At 51.1% G+C, this 19,993-nt stretch carries 18 protein-coding genes; 2 read left to right on the forward strand and 16 right to left on the reverse strand.

Annotated features, from left to right (window positions below; all coding sequences use genetic code 11):
• Positions 1 to 224: 224 nt before the first annotated feature.
• Complete coding sequence (gene rclC, locus EL216_RS08770) at positions 225 to 803, forward strand: reactive chlorine resistance membrane protein RclC (RefSeq protein WP_085391100.1); 579 nt, start codon at positions 225 to 227, stop codon at positions 801 to 803.
• 63 nt (positions 804 to 866) lie between these two features.
• On the opposite strand, the gene EL216_RS11100 is transcribed toward rclC, so the two are convergent.
• The 6 genes from EL216_RS11100 to accB form a co-directional block, all read right to left on the reverse strand.
• Positions 867 to 1,073, reverse strand: a complete 207-nt coding sequence (locus tag EL216_RS11100) for a hypothetical protein (protein WP_085391101.1) — start codon at positions 1,071 to 1,073, stop codon at positions 867 to 869.
• Between the two features lie 155 nt (positions 1,074 to 1,228).
• A complete protein-coding gene (gene bioB, locus EL216_RS08775; protein WP_085391102.1) occupies positions 1,229 to 2,236 on the reverse strand; it encodes a biotin synthase BioB in 1,008 nt (335 codons plus the stop codon).
• A gap of 266 nt (positions 2,237 to 2,502) precedes the next feature.
• Positions 2,503 to 3,312 carry a Slam-dependent surface lipoprotein gene (locus EL216_RS08785; RefSeq protein ID WP_085391103.1) on the reverse strand — a complete coding sequence of 270 codons (810 nt, stop codon included), beginning with the start codon at positions 3,310 to 3,312 and terminating at the stop codon, positions 2,503 to 2,505.
• A gap of 316 nt (positions 3,313 to 3,628) precedes the next feature.
• Positions 3,629 to 4,516 (reverse strand): 50S ribosomal protein L11 methyltransferase, encoded by an 888-nt coding sequence (gene prmA, locus EL216_RS08790; protein ID WP_085391146.1) that lies wholly within the window; start codon positions 4,514 to 4,516, stop codon positions 3,629 to 3,631.
• Positions 4,517 to 4,661: 145 nt separating this feature from the next.
• Complete coding sequence (gene accC / locus EL216_RS08795) at positions 4,662 to 6,023, reverse strand: acetyl-CoA carboxylase biotin carboxylase subunit (protein WP_085391104.1); 1,362 nt, start codon at positions 6,021 to 6,023, stop codon at positions 4,662 to 4,664.
• 93 nt (positions 6,024 to 6,116) lie between these two features.
• A complete protein-coding gene (gene accB / locus EL216_RS08800) occupies positions 6,117 to 6,578 on the reverse strand; it encodes an acetyl-CoA carboxylase biotin carboxyl carrier protein (protein ID WP_085391105.1) in 462 nt (153 codons plus the stop codon).
• Positions 6,579 to 6,993: 415 nt separating this feature from the next.
• On the opposite strand from accB, the gene queA reads away from it, so the two are divergent.
• The gene (queA, locus tag EL216_RS08805; protein ID WP_085391106.1) at positions 6,994 to 8,031 is read left to right on the forward strand and encodes a tRNA preQ1(34) S-adenosylmethionine ribosyltransferase-isomerase QueA; all 1,038 of its coding nucleotides are present in this window, start codon (positions 6,994 to 6,996) and stop codon (positions 8,029 to 8,031) included.
• Positions 8,032 to 8,121: 90 nt separating this feature from the next.
• On the opposite strand, the gene EL216_RS08810 is transcribed toward queA, so the two are convergent.
• From EL216_RS08810 to EL216_RS08855, 10 genes are all read right to left on the reverse strand, one after another.
• The gene (locus EL216_RS08810) at positions 8,122 to 10,272 is read right to left on the reverse strand and encodes a polysaccharide biosynthesis tyrosine autokinase (protein WP_085391107.1); all 2,151 of its coding nucleotides are present in this window, start codon (positions 10,270 to 10,272) and stop codon (positions 8,122 to 8,124) included.
• A 43-nt stretch (positions 10,273 to 10,315) separates the two neighbouring features.
• Positions 10,316 to 10,756: an arsenate reductase/protein-tyrosine-phosphatase family protein gene (locus tag EL216_RS08815; RefSeq protein WP_085391108.1), complete on the reverse strand. Its 441-nt coding sequence runs from the start codon at positions 10,754 to 10,756 to the stop codon at positions 10,316 to 10,318.
• Positions 10,757 to 10,792: 36 nt separating this feature from the next.
• Positions 10,793 to 11,920, reverse strand: a complete 1,128-nt coding sequence (locus tag EL216_RS08820; protein ID WP_232005290.1) for a polysaccharide export protein — start codon at positions 11,918 to 11,920, stop codon at positions 10,793 to 10,795.
• Between the two features lie 70 nt (positions 11,921 to 11,990).
• Entirely contained in the window at positions 11,991 to 13,895 is a 1,905-nt protein-coding gene (locus tag EL216_RS08825; protein ID WP_085391110.1) for a polysaccharide biosynthesis protein, read from the reverse strand.
• Positions 13,896 to 13,994: 99 nt separating this feature from the next.
• Complete coding sequence (locus EL216_RS08830; protein ID WP_085391111.1) at positions 13,995 to 15,170, reverse strand: DegT/DnrJ/EryC1/StrS family aminotransferase; 1,176 nt, start codon at positions 15,168 to 15,170, stop codon at positions 13,995 to 13,997.
• Between the two features lie 6 nt (positions 15,171 to 15,176).
• Positions 15,177 to 15,812 carry an acetyltransferase gene (locus tag EL216_RS08835; RefSeq protein ID WP_232005239.1) on the reverse strand — a complete coding sequence of 212 codons (636 nt, stop codon included), beginning with the start codon at positions 15,810 to 15,812 and terminating at the stop codon, positions 15,177 to 15,179.
• Complete coding sequence (locus tag EL216_RS08840; RefSeq protein ID WP_085391113.1) at positions 15,805 to 16,416, reverse strand: sugar transferase; 612 nt, start codon at positions 16,414 to 16,416, stop codon at positions 15,805 to 15,807. Before EL216_RS08840 ends, EL216_RS08835 begins: the two co-directional genes overlap by 8 nt.
• The gene (locus EL216_RS08845; RefSeq protein ID WP_085391114.1) at positions 16,409 to 17,581 is read right to left on the reverse strand and encodes a glycosyltransferase; all 1,173 of its coding nucleotides are present in this window, start codon (positions 17,579 to 17,581) and stop codon (positions 16,409 to 16,411) included. The genes EL216_RS08840 and EL216_RS08845 overlap by 8 nt, the downstream gene beginning before the upstream one ends.
• Positions 17,582 to 17,597: 16 nt before the next feature.
• On the reverse strand, positions 17,598 to 18,665 hold the full coding sequence (locus tag EL216_RS08850) for a glycosyltransferase family 4 protein (RefSeq protein WP_085391115.1): 1,068 nt from the start codon (positions 18,663 to 18,665) through the stop codon (positions 17,598 to 17,600).
• Positions 18,662 to 19,966 (reverse strand): O-antigen ligase family protein, encoded by a 1,305-nt coding sequence (locus tag EL216_RS08855; protein WP_085391116.1) that lies wholly within the window; start codon positions 19,964 to 19,966, stop codon positions 18,662 to 18,664. The genes EL216_RS08850 and EL216_RS08855 overlap by 4 nt, the downstream gene beginning before the upstream one ends.
• Positions 19,967 to 19,993 lie beyond the last annotated feature (27 nt).

The following is a 19,993-nucleotide window of genomic DNA, read 5'->3' on the forward strand; positions in this document are numbered from 1 at the left end:
GGGAGGCCGTCTGAAAAGGTGCAGGCGTATTTTGAAGAGCCTGTCCAAGCTGCCGGTTCAAACTATGTCGTATTCTGTTGAGGTAAATCAAACAAATACTGCTTATATCCGGCTCTGCTTCTTTTTTTCCAATGCTTGCGACTTTTTAACCATTTTTTTTACACATTTGGATAAACAATACACACAAACATAATGATTTAACCAACCTCAAGAAAGGAAATATTATGCGCTTTTATGAATATTTAATTGAAAAAGTTGCCAATTCCGAGCAGCTGGGCATACATCTTTGCCGTATCTCGATTGCCATCGTGTTTTTATGGATAGGCTGGCTGAAATTTATTCCCTACGAAGCCGACAGCATCGTACCTTTTGTAGCCAACAGCCCGTTTATGTCTTGGCTGTATAACGACCCTGCAAATTATCTTCAATATATGAATCATGAAGGGGCATTGATTCCCGAACATCGTGCCTGGCATGAAATGAATAATACTTACGGCTATTCGAACGGCTTGGGCGTTGTGGAAATTGCGTTTGCCCTGATGTTGCTTGCCCACTATGTTTCTCCAAAAATCGGTTTCGTAGGTGCGGCATTATGTTTCTTGACCCCTTTCGTTACCTACACATTTTTGATTTTCACCCCTGAAACTTGGGTTCATGGCAAAGATGCGCACACCGGATTCCCGTATCTTTCCGGTGCGGGACGTTTGGTTTTGAAAGATGCCATGATGTGTGCTGCAGGTTTTGTCGCTATGGTGGACTCTGCCAAAACGATTTTACGCAGGCAACGGAATAGACATAGTTAAAGTGTTTACTTATCAGGCAGAAACGTTTTGACAAAATGAGGCCTCAGAATGCTCCGAGGCTTTTTACCGTTTGAGTGCTGCAGTTGAAGGAGGCAATTTTGCGGTCGATGATGGCGTTTCATGTGCAGCTTGCCGCTGGGGTAGGGGAACATGGTGAGGCAGTAGGTATTTGAGTTTGGGGGCGTCTTCGGCCACGTTAAACAAACGGGCTTCGTCCCATTTGGTTTGCGCTGCTGGTTCGACGGCAGACGGTTGGTATTGTTCTTGCATGATGTTTTACTTTGAAAATGCGTTTGATAAGGAGAAACGGTAAAAAATAAAGAATGATTATGGCGGTTTAATGAAGGGTTTTTGAGGAATGTGAAGAGGCCGTCTGAAAACAAAGCTTCAGACGGCCTCTGTATTATCCTGTAACAGCTTTGCGGTTAAGCATCGGTCTGATGCTGCAACGGATACAGATCCAATTTTTCCATCAACACGCGGTCGCCGTCTTCTTCGGGGTTTTCAGTGGTAAGCAGTTTGTCGCCGTAGAAAATCGAGTTTGCACCCGCCATAAAACACATGGCCTGCATGGCTTCGGGCATGGCGGTGCGGCCGGCGGACAGGCGAACATAGCTTTTCGGCATGGTAATGCGGGCGACGGCGATGGTGCGCACGAATTCCGTCCAGTCCAAATCTTCGGCATCTGCGAGCGGCGTGCCTTCCACTTTTACCAATTGGTTAATCGGCACGCTTTCGGGCTGCGGGTCGAGGTTGGCGAGGCTGGCGATTAAGCCGGCGCGTTCGGGGCGGGTTTCGTTCATGCCCACGATGCCGCCGCAGCACACTTTCAAACCTGCGCCGCGCACTTTGCCCAGCGTGTCCATGCGGTCTTCGTGTTGGCGGGTGTGGATGATGTCGTTGTAGCGGTCGGGGTCGGTGTCGAGATTGTGGTTGTAGTAGTCGAGACCGGCGTTTTTCAAATCTTCGGCCATGCCGTCTTCAAGCATGCCGAAAGTGCCGCAGGTTTCCAAACCCAAGCCTTTGACGGCTTTGATGATTTCCGACACGGTTTCTACGTCTTTCGGTTTGGGGCCGCGCCACGCCGCACCCATGCAGAAACGGCTGGCGCCGCGCGATTTGGCGATTTTGGCTTTTTCGAGAATTTCTTCCACGTCCATCATTTTGGCTTTTTCGAGGCCGGTGTTGTAGTGCGCCGATTGCGGGCAGTATTCGCAATCTTCGGGGCAGCCGCCGGTTTTGATGGAAAGCAGGGTGGAAAGCTGGACTTCTTGCGGGTTGAAGTGTTCGCGGTGGATGGCGGCGGCTTTGTAAACCAAATCCAAAAACGGCATTTCAAACAGTTCTTCAACTTGGCATTTGCGCCAGTATTGGGCGGTAGCATGGGGCTTGCGCTCGGTTTGGCGGCGCAAGGCTACGGGGGATACGGTCATATCGTGTCTTTCTTTATCGGGTTTCGCAGCGGCGCAATGACGCTGACGTGCTCGGGCTGCAAGCGCAATGTTTACAGCGGCGGGTAATGTTGAGGCCGTCTGAAAACCGGTTTCAGACGGCCTTGAAGCACGATTAGTTTAGCCAGTTTGTTTATCCCTGACAATGGTAATGCCGCCGGCACGGAGAATTGCCTGCCGGATCATCGGAAAACGGCGGCTGCATGGTTTGGTTGTGCAAAGTATTGATCGTAATAAAAGGTTTGTGTTTATTTTTTTGCTCCGAAAACCCCTTTAAAGTGGTTGGTGCCGGATTGTCCCGAGAAAATGCCGGCCATTTCCGCAGCATTGGGGCCGTAAAACAAGCCGTCGATTTTATTGGCGGCATCTTCACGGCTGGTAAATAGATTGCCTTTGATATCGGCATTGAAATGCGCGGTTTCGAATTCCCGGTTGTTGGCGGAAATGTTGCCTTTAACGGTGTTGTCGGCAAAGTTTACGTTAAAGGTGGATTTCCCTTCTATGTGTGCCAAAACGTTGCCGGTAACGCTGTCTTTGCCGGTGTACAGTGCCAAACCGTTATAAACGGCCGTACCTTTTTCGGGCATTTGGTCGGACGGGGTCAGCTTGCCTTGGAAAAACAAGGTGCCGGTTGCCCCGCCTGCCGGTTCGAGTTTTGTGTGCCAGCCGTAAGCGGCATGTTTTAAATTATTTCCCAAAACAAGGTGTTCGTTTTTTGAAATATGGCGGATAACGGGTTGTGTTTCATCCGCTCCAGCAGGAATTAAATCGACAACCGTGCGCCCGATTTGCAAGGTGTGGACGCTGCCTATATTGTTGATCGGTGCGATGATCGGATCGCGTTTCAGGCTGCCGTCTACCCTTATTGAAGTGGATTGATAAACGCCGGTAATGTCCGTTAGGTTTTGATGCTGCTTGTTCGATTGTTTGCGCATCTGCTCCAAAGACTGTTGGAGGGTGGTATTCGTGGGGTGTGTGTTCGGGCTGCCGCCGCTTCCTGAACAAGCTGCCAGAGCGGAAACAAGTGTGCATGCTGTCAATATTCTTTTGATTTTCATCGGTTATCTCTTTTTCTTTGAATAATTAACAATAAAAAATATTTTCTTTGGAAAAACGATTAAAACGTTTTCAAATGTAACATAATCGTAAAGGAAAGGTATATTTAAGTAAGAATTTATTTATCCGGCAGGAAGAGGAGTGTTGTTTTTTATTCTATGTGTATGCTTTATAAATAAAAATTGTCTGTAATCAGAATTTCGGCGGCTGATATGGCGGTGAAGTTTGTTGTTAAGGAAAAGCATATCGGGAGGCCGTCTGAAAACACGGTTTCAGACGGCCTCCCGATACTTGCCGATGGTTTCAAACCGGATTGGATCAGCGTTTAACGCCGCTCAAGCATGCCCAGCCGTCGTCGGTTCGGGCGGGAGCAAGCTCGAACCATTGGTTGTAGATTTCGCTCATTTCTTCGATTTGTTCTTCCAAAATACCCGATAAAACAATGCGTCCGCCTTGTTTGGTGCGCTCTGCCAGCAGACTGCCGAGCATACGCAGCGGGTTGGCGAGGATATTGGCGACTACAACATCAAACTGGCCTTGCGGCAGGGCATCGGGCAGGTAGAAATCGGCGGGCGCATCGTTTTGAGCGGCGTTGCCGTTGCTGGCGCGGATGGCTTGTTCGTCGATATCCACACCGGTGGCGGAACCTGCGCCGAGTTTCAGGGCGGCTATGGCGAGGATGCCGGAACCGCAGCCGTAATCCAGCACCGATTCGCCGCCTTTCAGATTGCTGTCGAGCCATTGCAGGCAAAGGCGGGTGGTGGGGTGGCTGCCGGTGCCGAACGCCAAGCCGGGGTCGAGTTGCAGGTTGACTGCATCTCCGGCGGGGGCTTCGTGCCATGAAGGGGTAATCCACAGGCGGTCGGAAATCCGGATGGGGTCGAATTGCGCTTGGGTAAGGCGTACCCAGTCTTGTTCGGGCAGGAATTCTTTGTCGTATGCGGGGGTGGCAATGCAGCAGTCTTGCGCGGCGGCGGCGATAATCGAAGCGGCATCGGTGTGCTCGTCGAACAGGGCAATCACTTTGCTTTGCTGCCAGATTTGTTCGGTGGGCATACCGGGTTCGCCGAAGATGGCTTGTTCGTTAGCGGTGCCTGCATAGGCATCTTCAATGGCGGCGGAAAGTGCGCCGTGCTCCATTAAGGCATCGGCAAGGCGTTCGGCGGTGTGGTCGTTTACGGCAATGGTGATCTGTTGGTAAGACATGGCATCTTTCAAGGTTGAGGCCGTCTGAAACTGTTTTTCAGACGGCATGTGTTCGGGAAAGTGGTGGTCATTCTAACGGATAAGTGCCTATTGAAAAAGGCCGTCTGAAATCTTTCAGACGGCCTCCATGCGGGCGGATACGTGCTTATTTGGCTTCCCTGGCTTTTTTCTCTTCCAGCCATTTTTCGAGATAGTGGATGCTCACTCCGCCTTGGCTGAAGCCGGGGTCGATAAACAAATCGCGGTGCAGGGCAGTGTTGGTTTTGATGCCGGTAATCGCCAGCTCTGCCAACGCCACGCGCATTTTGGCCATGGCTTGTTCGCGGGTTTTGCCGTGTACGCAGATTTTGCCGATCAAGCTGTCGTAGTTTGGCGGTATGCGGTAGCCTTGATAAATGTGGCTGTCGACGCGGATGCCGAGGCCGCCGGGCAGATGGCAGCTTTCAATCAGGCCGGGGCTGGGGATGAAGTTGTAAGGGTCTTCGGCGTTGATACGGCATTCGAATGCGTGGCCTTCGAGCCGGATGTCTTTCTGCTGGTATTGCAGGGGCAGGCCGCTGGCAACGCGGATTTGTTCCTGCACGATGTCGACACCGCTGATGAGCTCGGTAACGGGGTGTTCCACTTGCACGCGGGTGTTCATTTCGATGAAGAAGAATTCTCCGTCTTCATACAAAAATTCAAATGTGCCCGCGCCGCGGTAGCCGATGCGTTTGCAGGCGGCTACGCAGGCTTCGCCGATTTTTTCACGTTCGGCTTGGGTGATGCCGGGCGCAGGGGCTTCTTCAATGACTTTTTGGTGGCGGCGCTGCATGGAGCAGTCGCGCTCGCCCAAGTAAATGGCGTTGCCGTGCTCGTCGGCGAGAACTTGAATTTCGACATGGCGCGGTTTTTGCAGATAGCGTTCCATGTAAACCATGGGGTTGCCGAATGCGGCTCCGGCTTCGGTTTTGGTCATTTCCACCGATTTGAGCAGGTCTTCTTTTTTCTCGACCACGCGCATGCCGCGTCCGCCACCGCCGCCGGATGCTTTGATAATCACGGGGAAGCCCACTTTATCGGCAATTTTTAAGATTTCTTTGTCGTCGTCGGGCAATGCACCGTCGGAACCGGGTACACAAGGTACGCCCGCTTCGATCATGGCATGCTTGGCCGACACTTTATCGCCCATCATGCGAATGGTGTCGGGACGGGGGCCGATAAAGGTAAAACCCGATTGTTCCACTTGTTCGGCGAAGCTGGCGTTTTCAGCCAGAAAGCCGTAGCCGGGATGGATGGCATCGGCACCGGTTACTTCGGCGGCAGAAATAATGGCGGGAACATTCAGATAACTTTGCGGGGAAGGGGCGGGGCCGATACATACGGATTCATCGGCCAGTTTTACATGCAGGCTGTCTTTGTCTGCTTCGGAGTGTACGGCTACGGTGGCGATACCCATTTCGCGGCAGGCGCGTAATACGCGGAGCGCGATTTCGCCACGGTTGGCAATCAAGACTTTTTTCAACATACGGTGTCTTTCGGAATGAACGGGCAAAGTTTGCGGACTTTGGTTCTGACGGGTTTCAGACGGCCCGATACATAACCGAGGCCGCCTGAAATATTATTCGATGATAAACAGCGGTTCGCCGTATTCGACGGGATGGCCGTTTTCTACCAGAATTTCTTTGATAACGCCTGATTTCTCGGCTTCGATTTCATTCATCAGCTTCATGGCTTCGATAATGCATAAAGTATCGCCGGCTTTAACGGTTTGGCCGACTTCTGCAAAAGGAGGGGAAGAGGGGCTGGGAGCGCGGTAGAAGGTACCGACCATCGGTGATTTTTGCGCATTGGTCAAATCGCGTGCTGCCGGCGCGGAGGGTGCTGCCGCCGGCGCGGCGGTGGCCGGTGTTACCGGGGCGGGCGCCGCATGGTGGACGGCAGTCGGTGCGGCATAGATGGCTTGCTGCGGGGCAGTGGAACGGGTGATACGTACTTTTTCTTCGCCTTCGGTTACTTCGATTTCGGCGATGCCCGATTCTTCAACCAAGTCGATCAGTTTTTTCAGTTTGCGTAAGTCCATAATATGGTTCCTTGTGCTTGAGGCTGTGCAGAGCGCGATTTACCGCGTTTTCTGTGCTATGAAAAATAAATAATCCTGTGGCTGAAAATCGAGTATCAGGCAGGATTAGGATTGGAATTCTATGCTGTTTACAGGTTGTTACAAAAAAGAATATTCGGCTATTTTCACTAACTTGCTGTTAAATGTCCAGCAAAATATCAAAAAAAGGCAGTTTTGGCCTGTAAAAATCAGTTTCTGTTTTTGCTGTCATTTGTGGAAAATTTAATTGAGTATTTGTTCTACTGCGTTATTTTAACATCAACTGATGCCGGAAGAATAACGTTGTTTGTATGCAATAAAGGCGGTATTGCGGCTTCATGTCTGCTAAAGGATTCTTCCGCTATAATAGCGGCCTGTTTTTTTACGGATTCCACCGATGCATATCTCCGATTTTGATTTCGAACTGCCGGATGAATTGATTGCACAGCATCCGCCTGCCGTGCGCGGGAGCAGTCGTTTGCTGGTTGCGTTGCCGGGTAAACAGTTGTGTGATGGGATATTTAATGATTTGCCGGAATATGTGGATGCGGGTGATGTGCTGGTATTTAACAATACTAAAGTCATGAAAGCCCGTTTGTTCGGTCAGAAAGCCAGCGGCGGTAAAATCGAGGCCTTAATCGAGCGGGTGTTGGACGAACATACCGCATTGGCGCATATACGTTCGTCAAAATCGCCGAAACCGGGTACGGAACTGGTGTTTGACGGCGGTATCGCCGCCACGATGGTGGAACGTGTGGGCGAGTTGTTCTGCCTGCGTTTTGGGGGAAGCCAAAGTGTATATGATCTGTTGGAAAACAACGGCCGTTTACCGTTGCCGCCTTATATTGAACGTGCGGCGGACGATAACGACGACAACCGTTACCAAACCGTTTATGCGAAACATCAGGGAGCGGTAGCGGCTCCGACGGCCGGGTTGCATTTTACCGAAGAGTTGCTGACGGCTTTGCGCGGCAAAGGTATTCAGACGGCCGAAGTAACGCTGCATGTGGGGGCGGGCACGTTCCAGCCGGTGCGGGTGGAGAATATTGCCGAACACAAGATGCACAGCGAATGGTTCGATGTGCCGTCTGAAACGGTAGAAATGGTTGAAGCGGCTCACCGTAGGGGAAATAAAGTGTGGGCGGTGGGCACAACGTCGATGCGGGCGTTGGAGTCGGCGGCAAGGGAAACAGGCCGTCTGAAAGCGGGCAGGGGCGATACGGATATCTTTATCACGCCGGGCTACAGTTTCAAGGTGGTCGACCGTTTGGTTACCAATTTCCATCTGCCGAAATCGACTTTGCTGATGCTGGTAAGTGCGTTTTCGGGCACGGAACACATCCGCCACGTTTACCGCCATGCGGTCGAACAGAAATACCGCTTTTTCAGTTATGGGGACGCGATGCTGCTGGGGCGGGAGGATGACGACAGTTAGATCTTTCTGAATTTTGGATATATATGTCGGAGAGGCCGTCTGAAAGAATCTTTTCAGACGGCCTCTTTGTGTCGTGAAATTTGGTACGCTTTAATTCTTATCTTTATTTACATAGGCTGCATAATAGGCGTAGCCGTCGTGCGAATTGCGTTTCATGCCGTTCAGAATCACGCCGTGGATGTCTACATTGCTCTGCAACAGGCGGTTGACGCTGTTGTCCAGCTCGCGGGCGGTGGTAATCTCATAGCGCGTTACCAGCAAGGTAATGCCGGCGTGTTGGCCGATAATATTGGCATCGGTAACAGACAATACCGGCGGCGTATCGATGATTACATAGTCATAACGTTGGCTGGCACGCAGCAGCAGTGATTTCAGACGGCCGTCCATCAGCAGCTCGGAAGGATTTTCAGGCATGGTGCCGTGGCTGATGAAGTCCAGATGGTTGATTTGGGTTTCCTGAACGGCTTGCCCCGGAGAAACTTTGCCTTCCAAAATCTCGGCAAGGCCTTCATCGGCACGGGCATTGAAAAGCTGATCCAAATATCCCTTGCGCATGTCGGCATCTATCAGCAGGATTCTTTTGCCCGATTGTGCCATCACGGTGGCCAGATTCGACGAAATAAAAGATTTACCGACATCGGGTGCACTGCCGGTTACCATCAAGATATTGTTTTTAGCACCGATCATTGAGAAGTAAATATTGGTACGCAGAGCACGCAAAGCTTCGATGGCGGCATCGGTAGGCTCTTGTTCGCCCAGCAGGAAGTCCGAGCGGCCCGTAAGCGGCTTCAGTTTGTTGCTGTAGCGGCTTTGCACTTTCGATAAGGGTACGATGGCGGCCACTTCCATGCCCATGTGCTCGATTTCAGACGGCGTAGTCAGGCCTTTACGTACACCGGAACGCAACAGGTACCAAGCTGAAGCAATCATGCCTGCAGTTAAGGCTGTCAGCAGGGTAATCATGCCTTTTCGGGGAGCTACGGGTTTTTCAGGTACGTCGGCATAGTCGATAATACGCACGTTGCCCTGCGAGCTGGCCTTCAAGATGTTGAGCTCTTGTTGTTTGGCTAAAAGCTGAGTGTAGGTGGTTTGGTTGGTCTCGACGTCGCGCGTCAGGCGGATGACTTCCTGCTGGGTGTTCGGCAGGTCGGCGATTTGTTGGTTGATTTTGCTTTTGGCTTTTTGCAGCACGGCCAGTTTGTCGAGTACGGCTTTGTATGACGGGTGCTCGGGCGTGTACAGCTCGGCCATTCCTGCTTCTTCGGTTTTCAGTGTGGTGATTTGGGCTTCGATATTAATCAGGCTTTCAAGTGCCCCTTTGGATTCGACGGGAATATCAAGCGAGCCGCTTTTCCGGCGGTATTCGTTTAATTTGTTTTCGGCATCTTGCAGCGTTTCGCGCAAACGGGGCAGCTCGCTGCTGATAAAAGCCAATCCGCTGGCGGCAACCTGAACATCACGGTTGACGTTTTGGTTGACATAGTTGTCGGCAATGCTGTTGAGTATGGCGTGGATTTTTTCGGAATCTTCACCCGTATAAGCCAGATTGATAATCGGGCTGGTTTTGCCTTTACTGGATACGGTGAGGTTCTGTTTGATGTTTTCGATGGCACTCAGTCTTGAATGTTTGACCATTGAGAATTTTTGGCCGGCATCAGCCAAAATCTGATTGACCTGTAAGGTGGTTTTCGCGTTGATTTTCAGTGGCTGCCCGACCCGGCCTTCCAACACTTTGCCGTTGGGTAGCTCGAGTTTGTAGGTTTTTTTGTCGGTTGCAGTGAGTGTAAACGGCTCATTCAGCCATTCTTTATCAACAGTGAAAGTGTGGATTTTCAGCTCGGGTTCGACATCGCTGCTGAGGTTGTGTGCCAAACGTCCGAATACGGGAAAATATTCGGGAGTGATGGTTTGGTCGAGCTGCAAATCGTCCACGGTTTTACCGATAACCAAGCGCGACTGAACCAGTTCGATTTCAGCATCCGAAGTCGGTGGGTTGTCCGGTCTGTATACCGCATTGATTTCGGAAAGAATCTGGTTTTGCTTGGTTTCGATTTCAAGCATGGCATCGGCACGGTATACCGGGGTGGCCGAAACGCTGTACAGGGCACCGAGCAGGCCGCCTGCCAGCACCGCAGTAAGAATCGGTTTTTTGTAGGCCAACAGGCTGTGTATTTGCTGCCCGAGGTCGATTTCGCCACCGTTGCCGTTATTTTGCGGAAAAGGAGGATAGTGTTTAGCCATTATCGGAATTTCCTTAAGCTTTATCGGTTATATTTTTATCGGATTAGGGTCTGAGGGTCAGTTTCATCGCCCATTGTTCTGCCGCATCAGCAAGCTGCCGGTAAACGGCTTCGAAAACTTCTTCCGGTTGCTGGAATGGGTCGGGAATGCTTTTTTTGGGCAGCCATTGGGCAAACAGCATGGTTTTCCGTCTGGCTTCCGGCAGAATATCCGCCACCATCTCGATGTGTATGGGTTCCATCACTAGAATCAGATCCGCTTCTTTGCACATTTCCGGTGTAAGCTGGCGGGCAGTATGCCCCGCGACAATCACACCGTGTTTGAGCGCTGTTCTAATTGCTTGCAATTCGGCATCTTTACCTGTTACCGCACGCAATCCTGCTGAAGATATGTTTAGAAGCGGCATTTTCTGCTGCAAAAGCCGTTCGGCGGTAGGGGAGCGGCAAATGTTGCCGATACAGACAATCAAAATCTTTTGGTACATCACGTTTAAAACCTGTCGGACTACAACATCAGCTGACTATTTGAACGTGTTGTCCAAAGAATTGGCGTTGGTAATCGAGCTTGTCAGCTGTGAAATGACGCGGTTCCAGCGTGCCACCGGAGCGGCGGTGATATACACCACGTCATCGGTACGCAGTTTGAAACGGTTGGCCAGCGCATAGGCCGAAGCGTCTTTCAGATTAAGCTGGTAAACGTGTATCGGTTTTTTACGGTCGTAAGGTGCGTTGCGGATAACGAACACGCCCGAAGCATTAGCCGTTATTTGGTTCATGCCGCCTGCATCGCCCAAAGCCTGCGTGAGGGTCAGACCGTGGCTGCCGATACGCAGCGTGGTTTGTTTGCCGACTTCACCCATTACGTGAACACGGCTGTTTTCGGTAGTGGGCACATAAACGATGTCGCCTCCGCTTAATAGCAGGTTTTGCGACAAATCACCGTATTGGCGGATGTCTTGCAGTGAAATGGTGCGTTCTATGCCGTTTTTAGTCCATTTGATGTTGTTGGTATCGGCGTTTTCGGCCGCACCGCCGGCTTGGTCGATTACGTCAACCAAGGTGAGCGGGATATTGGTAACGGGAAATTGGCCGGGCTTGGCCACTGCTCCCGATACGGAAACGCGTTGCGAGCGGAATTCGGCTATGTTGACGGAAACCTGCGGTCTTTTGATGTAGCGTTTCAGACGGCTTGTGAGGATTTTTTGCAATTGGGGCAGGGTTTTGCCGCGGGCATAGATTTTCCCTGCCAGCGGGTAGGCAAGATAGCCTGATTCGTCCACCCATGCCCCGTTGCTGACCTGTTTGCTTTCGGGGTTGGTGCTGATGGGGGTGGGTGTGTTCAGATCGGGGTGGTGCCACACCAGAATGTTCAATACGTCGCCGCTGCCGATGCGGTAGCGGTAAGCTGCTTTTTGGCGTTCCAGAGCCGGGTTGCTTAAGGCACGGCGGGGAGATTCCTGCATGCGCTCCACCAAGCCGAGGGTAATCGGGTAGATATTGACTCTGTTATCGAGTTTGGTGTCGGCAACGGTTTCGTTGTTTTCATAAACCACGGTTTTATTGCGTGTGGGGAGTCCCGACCCGGGGATAACGGTACAGCCTGCCGTGAAAACCAGCAGGGAAAAGCTGATAACAGTGAGTTTTCTGATGTTCACGTAATTCGTCCTTCTCATTGGTTTCGTGAGGCCGTCTGAAAACAGGAAATGAAGAGCAGGGTGTTCAGACGGCCTTGAGGTTTTGTTTCCAAACCAAATCGCATATGTCGTCTTTGGGGGTAAAACCGGTTGGTGCTTCGAGTAAGAGTTGGCGAAGGGCCATTTGGTTCATTTCTTTGCATGCCGAATCCATACGTTCGAGAATGTCGGATAGCTCGCTCCAAGGCAGCATTACCTCGCTGGCTGTCATAATTCGGGGGTGTGTGGTCTTTTGTACGTCATCTCCGATTAACAATTCTTCATATAATTTTTCACCCGGACGCAATCCGGTAACTTTGATTTCGATGTCTCCGTCGGGGTGATTTTCGTCTTTTACTTCCAAACCGCTGAGGCGGATCATTTGACGGGCAAGGTCGATGATTTTGACCGATTCGCCCATGTCGAGCACAAATACGTCGCCGCCTTTACCCATCGCTCCGGCCTGAATCACCAGCTGGGCGGCTTCGGGTATAGTCATGAAGTAACGGGTGATGTCTTCGTGGGTCAGCGTAACAGGACCGCCGGCGGCGATTTGTTTTTCAAATACGGGCACAACCGAACCGGAAGAACCGAGCACGTTGCCGAAACGCACCATACAGAAGCGGGTTTTCTGGCCGGGTTCGGCGGCCAATGCTTGCAGGCAGAGCTCGGCCATGCGTTTGCTCGCACCCATGGTATTGGTGGGGCGGACGGCTTTGTCGGTGGAAATCAGCACGAAAGTTTCCACGTCCGCATCGATTGCCGCCTGTGCGCAGAAGAGGGTGCCGTACACATTGTTTCGCACGCCTTCGATGGTGTTGAATTCCACCATGGGTACGTGTTTGTAGGCGGCGGCGTGATACACGGTTTGCACGCCGTATGCTTTCATGATGGTAAAAAGACGTTTGCGGTGCTGTATGGAACCGAGCAGGGGGATAACTTCGATATGGGTGTTCGAGGCCGTCTGAAATTCGAACAGTTCTTTATCGATGCTGTACAGCGAAAACTCGGATAATTCGAACAGCAGCAGTTTGGCCGGGCGGTAGCGGATAATCTGGCGGCACAACTCCGAACCGATAGAACCGCCCGCACCGGTAACTATGACTACTTTTCCGGTAATGTCGGCTCCCATCAGTTTGTCGTCGGGAGCTACGGGGTCGCGGCCGAGTAGGTCGACAACCGAGATTTTTTTCAAGGCACTGACAGTAATTTTACCGTCTACCAAATCTTTCATGCCGGGAATCGCCAGCACTTCGCATGGATACGCTTTCAAACGTTCGACAATGATTTTGCGTTCTTCCTGCGTGGCGCTCGGAATGGCCAGCAGGATTTTTTCGACACCGTAGCGGTTGATCAGATCGTCGAGTTCAGACGGCTTGTACACCATCAGATCGTAAATCAGCGTACACTGGATGGCGGTGTTGTCGTCTACAAAAGCAACCGCATAATATTCGCTGACTTGTTTGATGGCTTCCAAAAGCTGCCGCCCCGATTGGCCTGCGCCGTAGATGATGACGGGAATCATATGTTTTCTACGGCGGCGGTCGGACAAAATGGTTTTCAGTATCATGCGTGAGCTGGTAACCAACACGACCAGCAGCAAGAAATAAACAATCGGCAAAGCCAACCGCAGCCGCTGTTCGAATATCAACACGCTTAAGAAAAACAGCATTGCCGAGATGAAGCAGCCCAAGACCGCCGTAGTCAGAACACGGGTACTTACGTAACGGGTAACGGCACGGTACAGACCCAGTTTGATAAACAGCAGGATAGTCAGCACGGCGGTACTGCCGAAAGCCAGCCAGTTGGCGGGGTTGGACCATTCTTCGTTGTAACTGGCTTTCAGGCTTTGGGCAAACCAGAAAGCTACAAAGATTACAACGGCATCGTGAATCACGAAAAAGGTTTTTTTGACATTACGGGGTAGCGTCAACAGCGTTTCCAGGTTCATGGCGGTGTACTCTGAGTAAGATTGTTATGACGTTGATATGGGTCGGGCCCACGCAATATCCTGCCTTTCAGACGGCCTTTGGCAGAAAGCGGGTTATGTTTATTTTGTTGCTTCTTTCAACACGGATTCGATGTTTTTACAGCAGAAATCGATTTGTTCGGGCGTGATGGTCGGGTGCACCAAAAACATCAGGCTGGTGTCGCCCAATTCCACCGCGTTTTTCAAACGCTCTTTCGGCCGCCACGGCGTGTTGTCGAAGGCTTTTTCCAAATACACCTCCGAGCAGCTGCCCTGATAGCACGGCACTTTGCGCGCGCCTAATTCTTCGACGATGCGGTCGCGGCTCCAGCCTGCTTTGAGGTTTTCGGGTTTCACGAACGCATAGAATTTGTATTGCGCGTGTTCGATGTAGTCGGGAACATTCACCAAACGGATGCTGCCGAAGTTTTTTAAGACGGCCTCCAGCTTGGCGGCGTTGGCTTGGCGTTTGGCCGTCCATTCCGGCATACGTTTGAGCTGGATGCGGCCGATGGCGGCCTGCATTTCCATCATGCGCCAGTTGGTGCCGAAACTTTCGTGCAGCCAGCGGAAGCCGGGCGGATGTTGGCGGTTGTACACGGCATCGTAGCTTTTGCCGTGGTCTTTATACGACCACATTTTCGACCACAACGCTTTATCGTTGGTGGTAACCATGCCGCCTTCGCCGCCGGTGGTCATGATTTTGTCTTGGCAGAACGACCATGCGCCGACATGGCCGATGGAGCCGACCGGTTTGCCTTTGTATTTCGCGCCGTGGGCTTGGGCGCAGTCTTCGATGACCCACAGATTGTGCTTGTCGGCCAAAGCCATAATCGCGTCCATTTCAGCGGGCATACCGGCCAAATGCACCACGATAATGGCTTTGGTATTCGGAGTTAAGGCCGTCTGAATGGTTTCGGCGGAAATGTTTTGGCTGTTTAAATCCACGTCGGCAAACACGGGGTTGGCACCGGCTGTAACAATCGATGAGGCAGAAGCCAAAAACGTGCGCGGGGTAACGATCACATCGTCACCCGCACCGATGCCCATGGCTTTAAGGGCAACGTCTAAAGCCAGCGTGCCGTTGCCGAGTGCAACCGCGTATTGCGTGCCGGCAAAAGCGGCAAATTCTTGTTCAAACTCGCGGCATTCCGTGCCCGTCCAATAATTGACTTTATTGGAGAGCAATACGCGGGATACGGCATCGGCCTCTTCTTGGGTAAACGAAGGCCACGGGGCAAGTGAGGTGTTTAGCATGTTTTTCTACCTTGTCAGTTTTTGGGCGGGGATACCGAATGCGGTTTCATTGTCGGGAATATTTTCGATAACGGCAGCTCCTGCGCCGATGATGCAGTTTTTTCCTACTTTGCTGTTTTGCCGGGTACAACTGCCGATTCCTATCCAACTCAATTCATCGATAGAAGTGTTTCCTGCCAAATGAGAACCGGGGCTGATGTGCACGAAATCACCTAGCCGGCAATCATGATCGACCGTGGCCGAATTGTTGATGATTACCCCTTTTCCTATATGTGCTCCGGCACCTACAACGGCTTGCGCGAAGATAACCGTTCCGTGTTCTACCTTGGCAAAACGGCTGACGACGGCGGAGGGGTGGGTGATAACGGGTAGGTGGAAGCCCATTTTTTCCACTTCTTCAAAACGCCTCTTGCGGGTTGCATTGTCGCCTATGGCGAGGGCGACATCATATTGGTCGGGGGTAACGGTTTGCCCGAGCAGCCCGCAGCCGCCGAGCAGCGGAAAGCCCATAAATTCGGTTTTTTTGCCGTTATGATAATCGTCGAGAAAGACCACGGTTTCCCACTTTTCCATCAACAAAGCCGCGTCCAATATCACTTTGGCGTGCCCGCCCGCACCGATAACGGCCAGTTTGTTATTCATTATCTTCATTGCCTGTAAATTTGGTTGTGGTGGCTTCGCCCTCTGCCGAGATGCCTTCGCGGACGAATACTTTTTTTACGGTCAGCAGCAAAATCTTCAAATCCAACCAAAAAGAATGGTTGTCTATATACCAGACATCCAATTGGAATTTTTCGTTCCATGAAATGGCGTTTCTGCCGTTTACCTGCGCCCACCCCGTAATGCCCGGCCTCATTTCGTGGCGGCGGTATTGGAAAGCGTTATACAGCGGCAGGTATTCCATCAGCAGCGGGCGGGGGCCGACCAAACTCATCTCCCCTTTTAAGACATTCCAAAGTTCCGGCAGTTCGTCGAGGCTGGTGGAGCGCAGTTTGCGGCCGAACGGGGTCAGGCGTTCGTTGTCGGGAAGGGGATGGCCGTCTGAATCCGCCGCATCGCGCATCGAGCGGAATTTAACCATTTTGAAAGGCTTGCCGTTCATGCCCGGGCGGGTTTGGGTAAAAAATACCGGCGAACCGAGATTTTTACGGATCAGGTAAATCAACACCAGAAACACGGGGGATAAAACAATCAACCCTAATGCCGAGGCAATGATGTCGAGCAGGCGTTTGAGCAGTTTATGCATGGCCTAACCTTTCGATAAGGTTGACGATTTTTTGATAGGCGATATCGCGTTTGAAGCGGCGTTTGATTTCTTCCGACTGCACGGGATCGTTTTTATGCAGCAGAATTTTTCTTGCCGCCGCTACAAAATCCGCCACATCGCCCGACCGGTAATCGGCATGTGGCACCAGCGTCAGTACTTCCGCAACTTCCCGGTTGATTTGGCTGTTGAGAATCGGTTTCTGCAAAGCCATGTAGTCGGAGAGTTTGTTGGTAATCGATTGCATGGCATAAGAATGAATCGGGTTGACGGCGATATCGCAACCTTTGGCCACTGACATCATTTCCGCATAAGGAAGGAAACCGTAAAATTTAACCGAATTGGATTCATATTGTTTGAGTTTGTCTAAATCGGGGCCGCCACCCATAACATGCAGTTCTACGTTTTCGCCCTCGTTGGCAAGTTGCCGTATGCCTTTGCAAACGGTTTCGACATCGTAGCTGAAACTCAGCGTGCCCAAATAGAAAAAGCGGGTTTTATTGTCGCCGAATGTTTTGGCCGGAGCGGTGGCCAGTTTTTCAAAATCAGCACCGATATAAACCACTTCTCCGGGCGCGTTCGGGTTGGCTTCTTGGGCGCGGTCGAGGTAGCTTTGCGATACTGCGACCAAGCCGTCCGCACAGCGGTAGGCAGCATTGGCGCGCGAGGCAAACGGCAGCAGGTTGTGCGGTATTTTTTTCAAGAAAGGCACAACCGAAGAAAAAGATTCCGGCCAAACGTCCTGCACGTCGATAATCAGTTTGTAGCCCAAACGGGCTTTGTGTCGCCCCAGCAGAATGTTGGTGGCGATCAGCGGATAGGCGGAATATACGACACTCTGATCACCGGGGCGGCAGCCGGCAAGCCATCGTTCGAATTCTTTAACAAATACATGATGGCTCTGCACCCGTGCCAGCGATACGTTTTTGTTGTAGCCGCTTTCGTTGAGCAACATCACTTTCAGACGGCCTCTGGAAGCTGTTTCGGCATCCCGAGGCCGTCTGAAACATTTGTCGTAATGCTTGAAGTTGCTGGTAATCAGCAAAACGTCATGCGATTGGGACAACAGCTCGGCAAGATACCAGAAGCGGTTGAAATGCGGCTCGGCAGGCAGCGAGCAATAAGGGGCGACAATGGTAATTCTCATCCGGCTTACCTCTTGTTTACATGTTGTATGCTGCCATGGTGGTGCGGTAAATCTCTTCGTCGGAACAGAGGGTTTCGACATGTTGTTTTAAAGCGGTTCCCATTTGTCGGCGCAGAGAGGCATCGCGTACCAGCGTTTCGACCGCATCGGCAAAGGCGGTTTTGTCTTCAAACGGAATGCAATAGCCCGTTTTGCCGTTGAGTACGATTTCGGATACGCCCGCCACATCATAAGTAACCACGGGCACGCCGTACAAGCCTGCTTCAAGCGTATTGTTACCGACTCCGGCACCGTGGTCGCCTACCAAAACGGGTGTGTTGAGCAGAATGTCGACTTCTTTGAAATAAGCGTTCAAATCGCGTACCCCGCCGAGGAAAATCACTTTGTCGTCCATTCCCAAGCGGCGGGCCTGCGCTTTCAGGTTTTCCAACTCTTCGCCGATACCGGCAACCGAAAGCCGTACGGATAAGCCGCGGTCGAGCAGTACTTTCACCATATCAATGGCCAGATTAACCGCGCGAACTTTATCCAAACGGGAAAGCGTGCCGAGCATCACGTAATCTTTTTCGGTTTTTTCAGGAACCGAATCGATTTCGGGCAGGGCATTGTAGGTGTAGTCAATGCGGGAGGCGGGAAACCCGTGTCGGATCAGTTTTTGCTGTTCGTGTCTGCAATTGGCGATGATATACACGCCGAGCTTGTCGAAAAGTTTGGCGATTTTCGGATAAGTTTCAGGGTTGAGGCCGCGGGCATGGTAGAACACTTTGGTTTTGGGCGAAGCGATTTTCGCCGCCACGGCACAGGCAGGCACGATACGGGCCATCTGGCAGTGCACGATATCCGGTTTTTCGAGTTTCAGCATTTTGGCGAATGCCAGCATTCCTTTGAAATAGCCGGCCGTGCTTTGGTAGAAATCAATTTCATACCATTTTATGCTCAGTTTCTCTGCATCTTGAATCAAAGGGCCGTCTGAAGAGGCCAAAATAACAGTGTGGCCTTGTTCGCTCAGTAAACGCCCGAGGCGGAAGGTGGCATGCTCTGTTCCGCCGAGGCCGCTCATGGAAGAAGTTAAGATAATTTTCATAAATGTTTCCAAGAGGAACGGATAAACCCGTAAATCGGAGTACGGTTGTATTGCGAAGTATGGAGAACGATATAAATAAAAATTAAAAAACAAGGAATCCAAACGAAAGGCAGCCGCAAAATGGAAGAGGGGATAAAGCCTGCTACCAGAAAAACCGCCATGCCGATCAAGGCGAAAAAGCGTATTTTGTTTTCAAGCGGTTTAGCAAAAATTATTCCGGTGCAATACACGGCGGCATACCCGATAAAGGCCAGTAACGAGATGATGCCGAAGCCCAAATAAAGTTCGATGATGAAACTGTGCGGGTTTTCAAAGCCCAAGCTGTAGCTGAGATGACCGCCGAAATATCCGCTAAAATTTTTCGGGCCGTAGCCGGTATACAGAAAAGGCAGATTGTCATAAAAGTAGTTGTAAATTTCTTGGCGGTAGGATACGGAATTATCGCTGCCGAAATCATATAGAAATAAATACAGGCGCGATGAAAGGCGCTCTAAAAACGGATTGCTGTTAAGGGACAATAGGAAATTCTGGATGATGTACGAAGGCGTGATCGCAAACAGCATATAGGTACCTGCCAAAGCGATTAACGTGGCCAAACCGTTTTTCCGATAGATAAAATGTAAAGCCAGCAGGGCAAGGTAACAAGCAATTGCGGTTCGGGAGGCACTGATGAAAATAGCCGCGCCCAATAAAGCAAACAATGCCCAACCTGCCGTTTTTTCTTTTGCCGTACGTCCGAAGTAATTGAAAAATATTAAAATTGCAGGGGCAACGCAAACAGCCGTCGCCGCCATGTTATTGGGGTTAAAGAAGAAACCTTTCGCCGCTCCCGATTCAATCGAAAGTTCTTCTCCCGAGGTGCTTACAAAAGGCATACCTATCGCTATTTCTGCTAACGGCGGCAGAGCGATGAATAAAGTGAATACGATCATCAAACGCTGGATAAAGCCGAGTGGGTCTTCATGTCTCGAAATGCAAAGGTAAAGAATGTAGAAAAAGCAGGGCACGACGAGGAAAAACATCAGGTCGGCGAATTGTGTGTTGCTCAATGTAGAGATAAGCAGGTGCAAAGCACTCCAAGCGGCCATGAAACTCAGGCATATCAAAGGCATGCCGATTTGAGTTGGAAAACGCTTGTTTTCAAAGAAAGCGATGACAAGTGTGCAGCATACGAATAATAACGACAGAGGGTTGTCGATACGGGGAATGCCTGCCGTGAACGAAAGCATCGGCCCCACCATGTATGCGCAGAGCATGGTGTAAATCATCAAAATGTATAAGGTTTGGCTTCTGAGTTTCACAATCACTCCGGCTTTTTTATTGATGCT

Origin of the sequence: Neisseria animaloris, from assembly GCF_900637855.1 — a bacterium.
In the GTDB taxonomy this organism is placed as follows: domain Bacteria; phylum Pseudomonadota; class Gammaproteobacteria; order Burkholderiales; family Neisseriaceae; genus Neisseria; species Neisseria animaloris.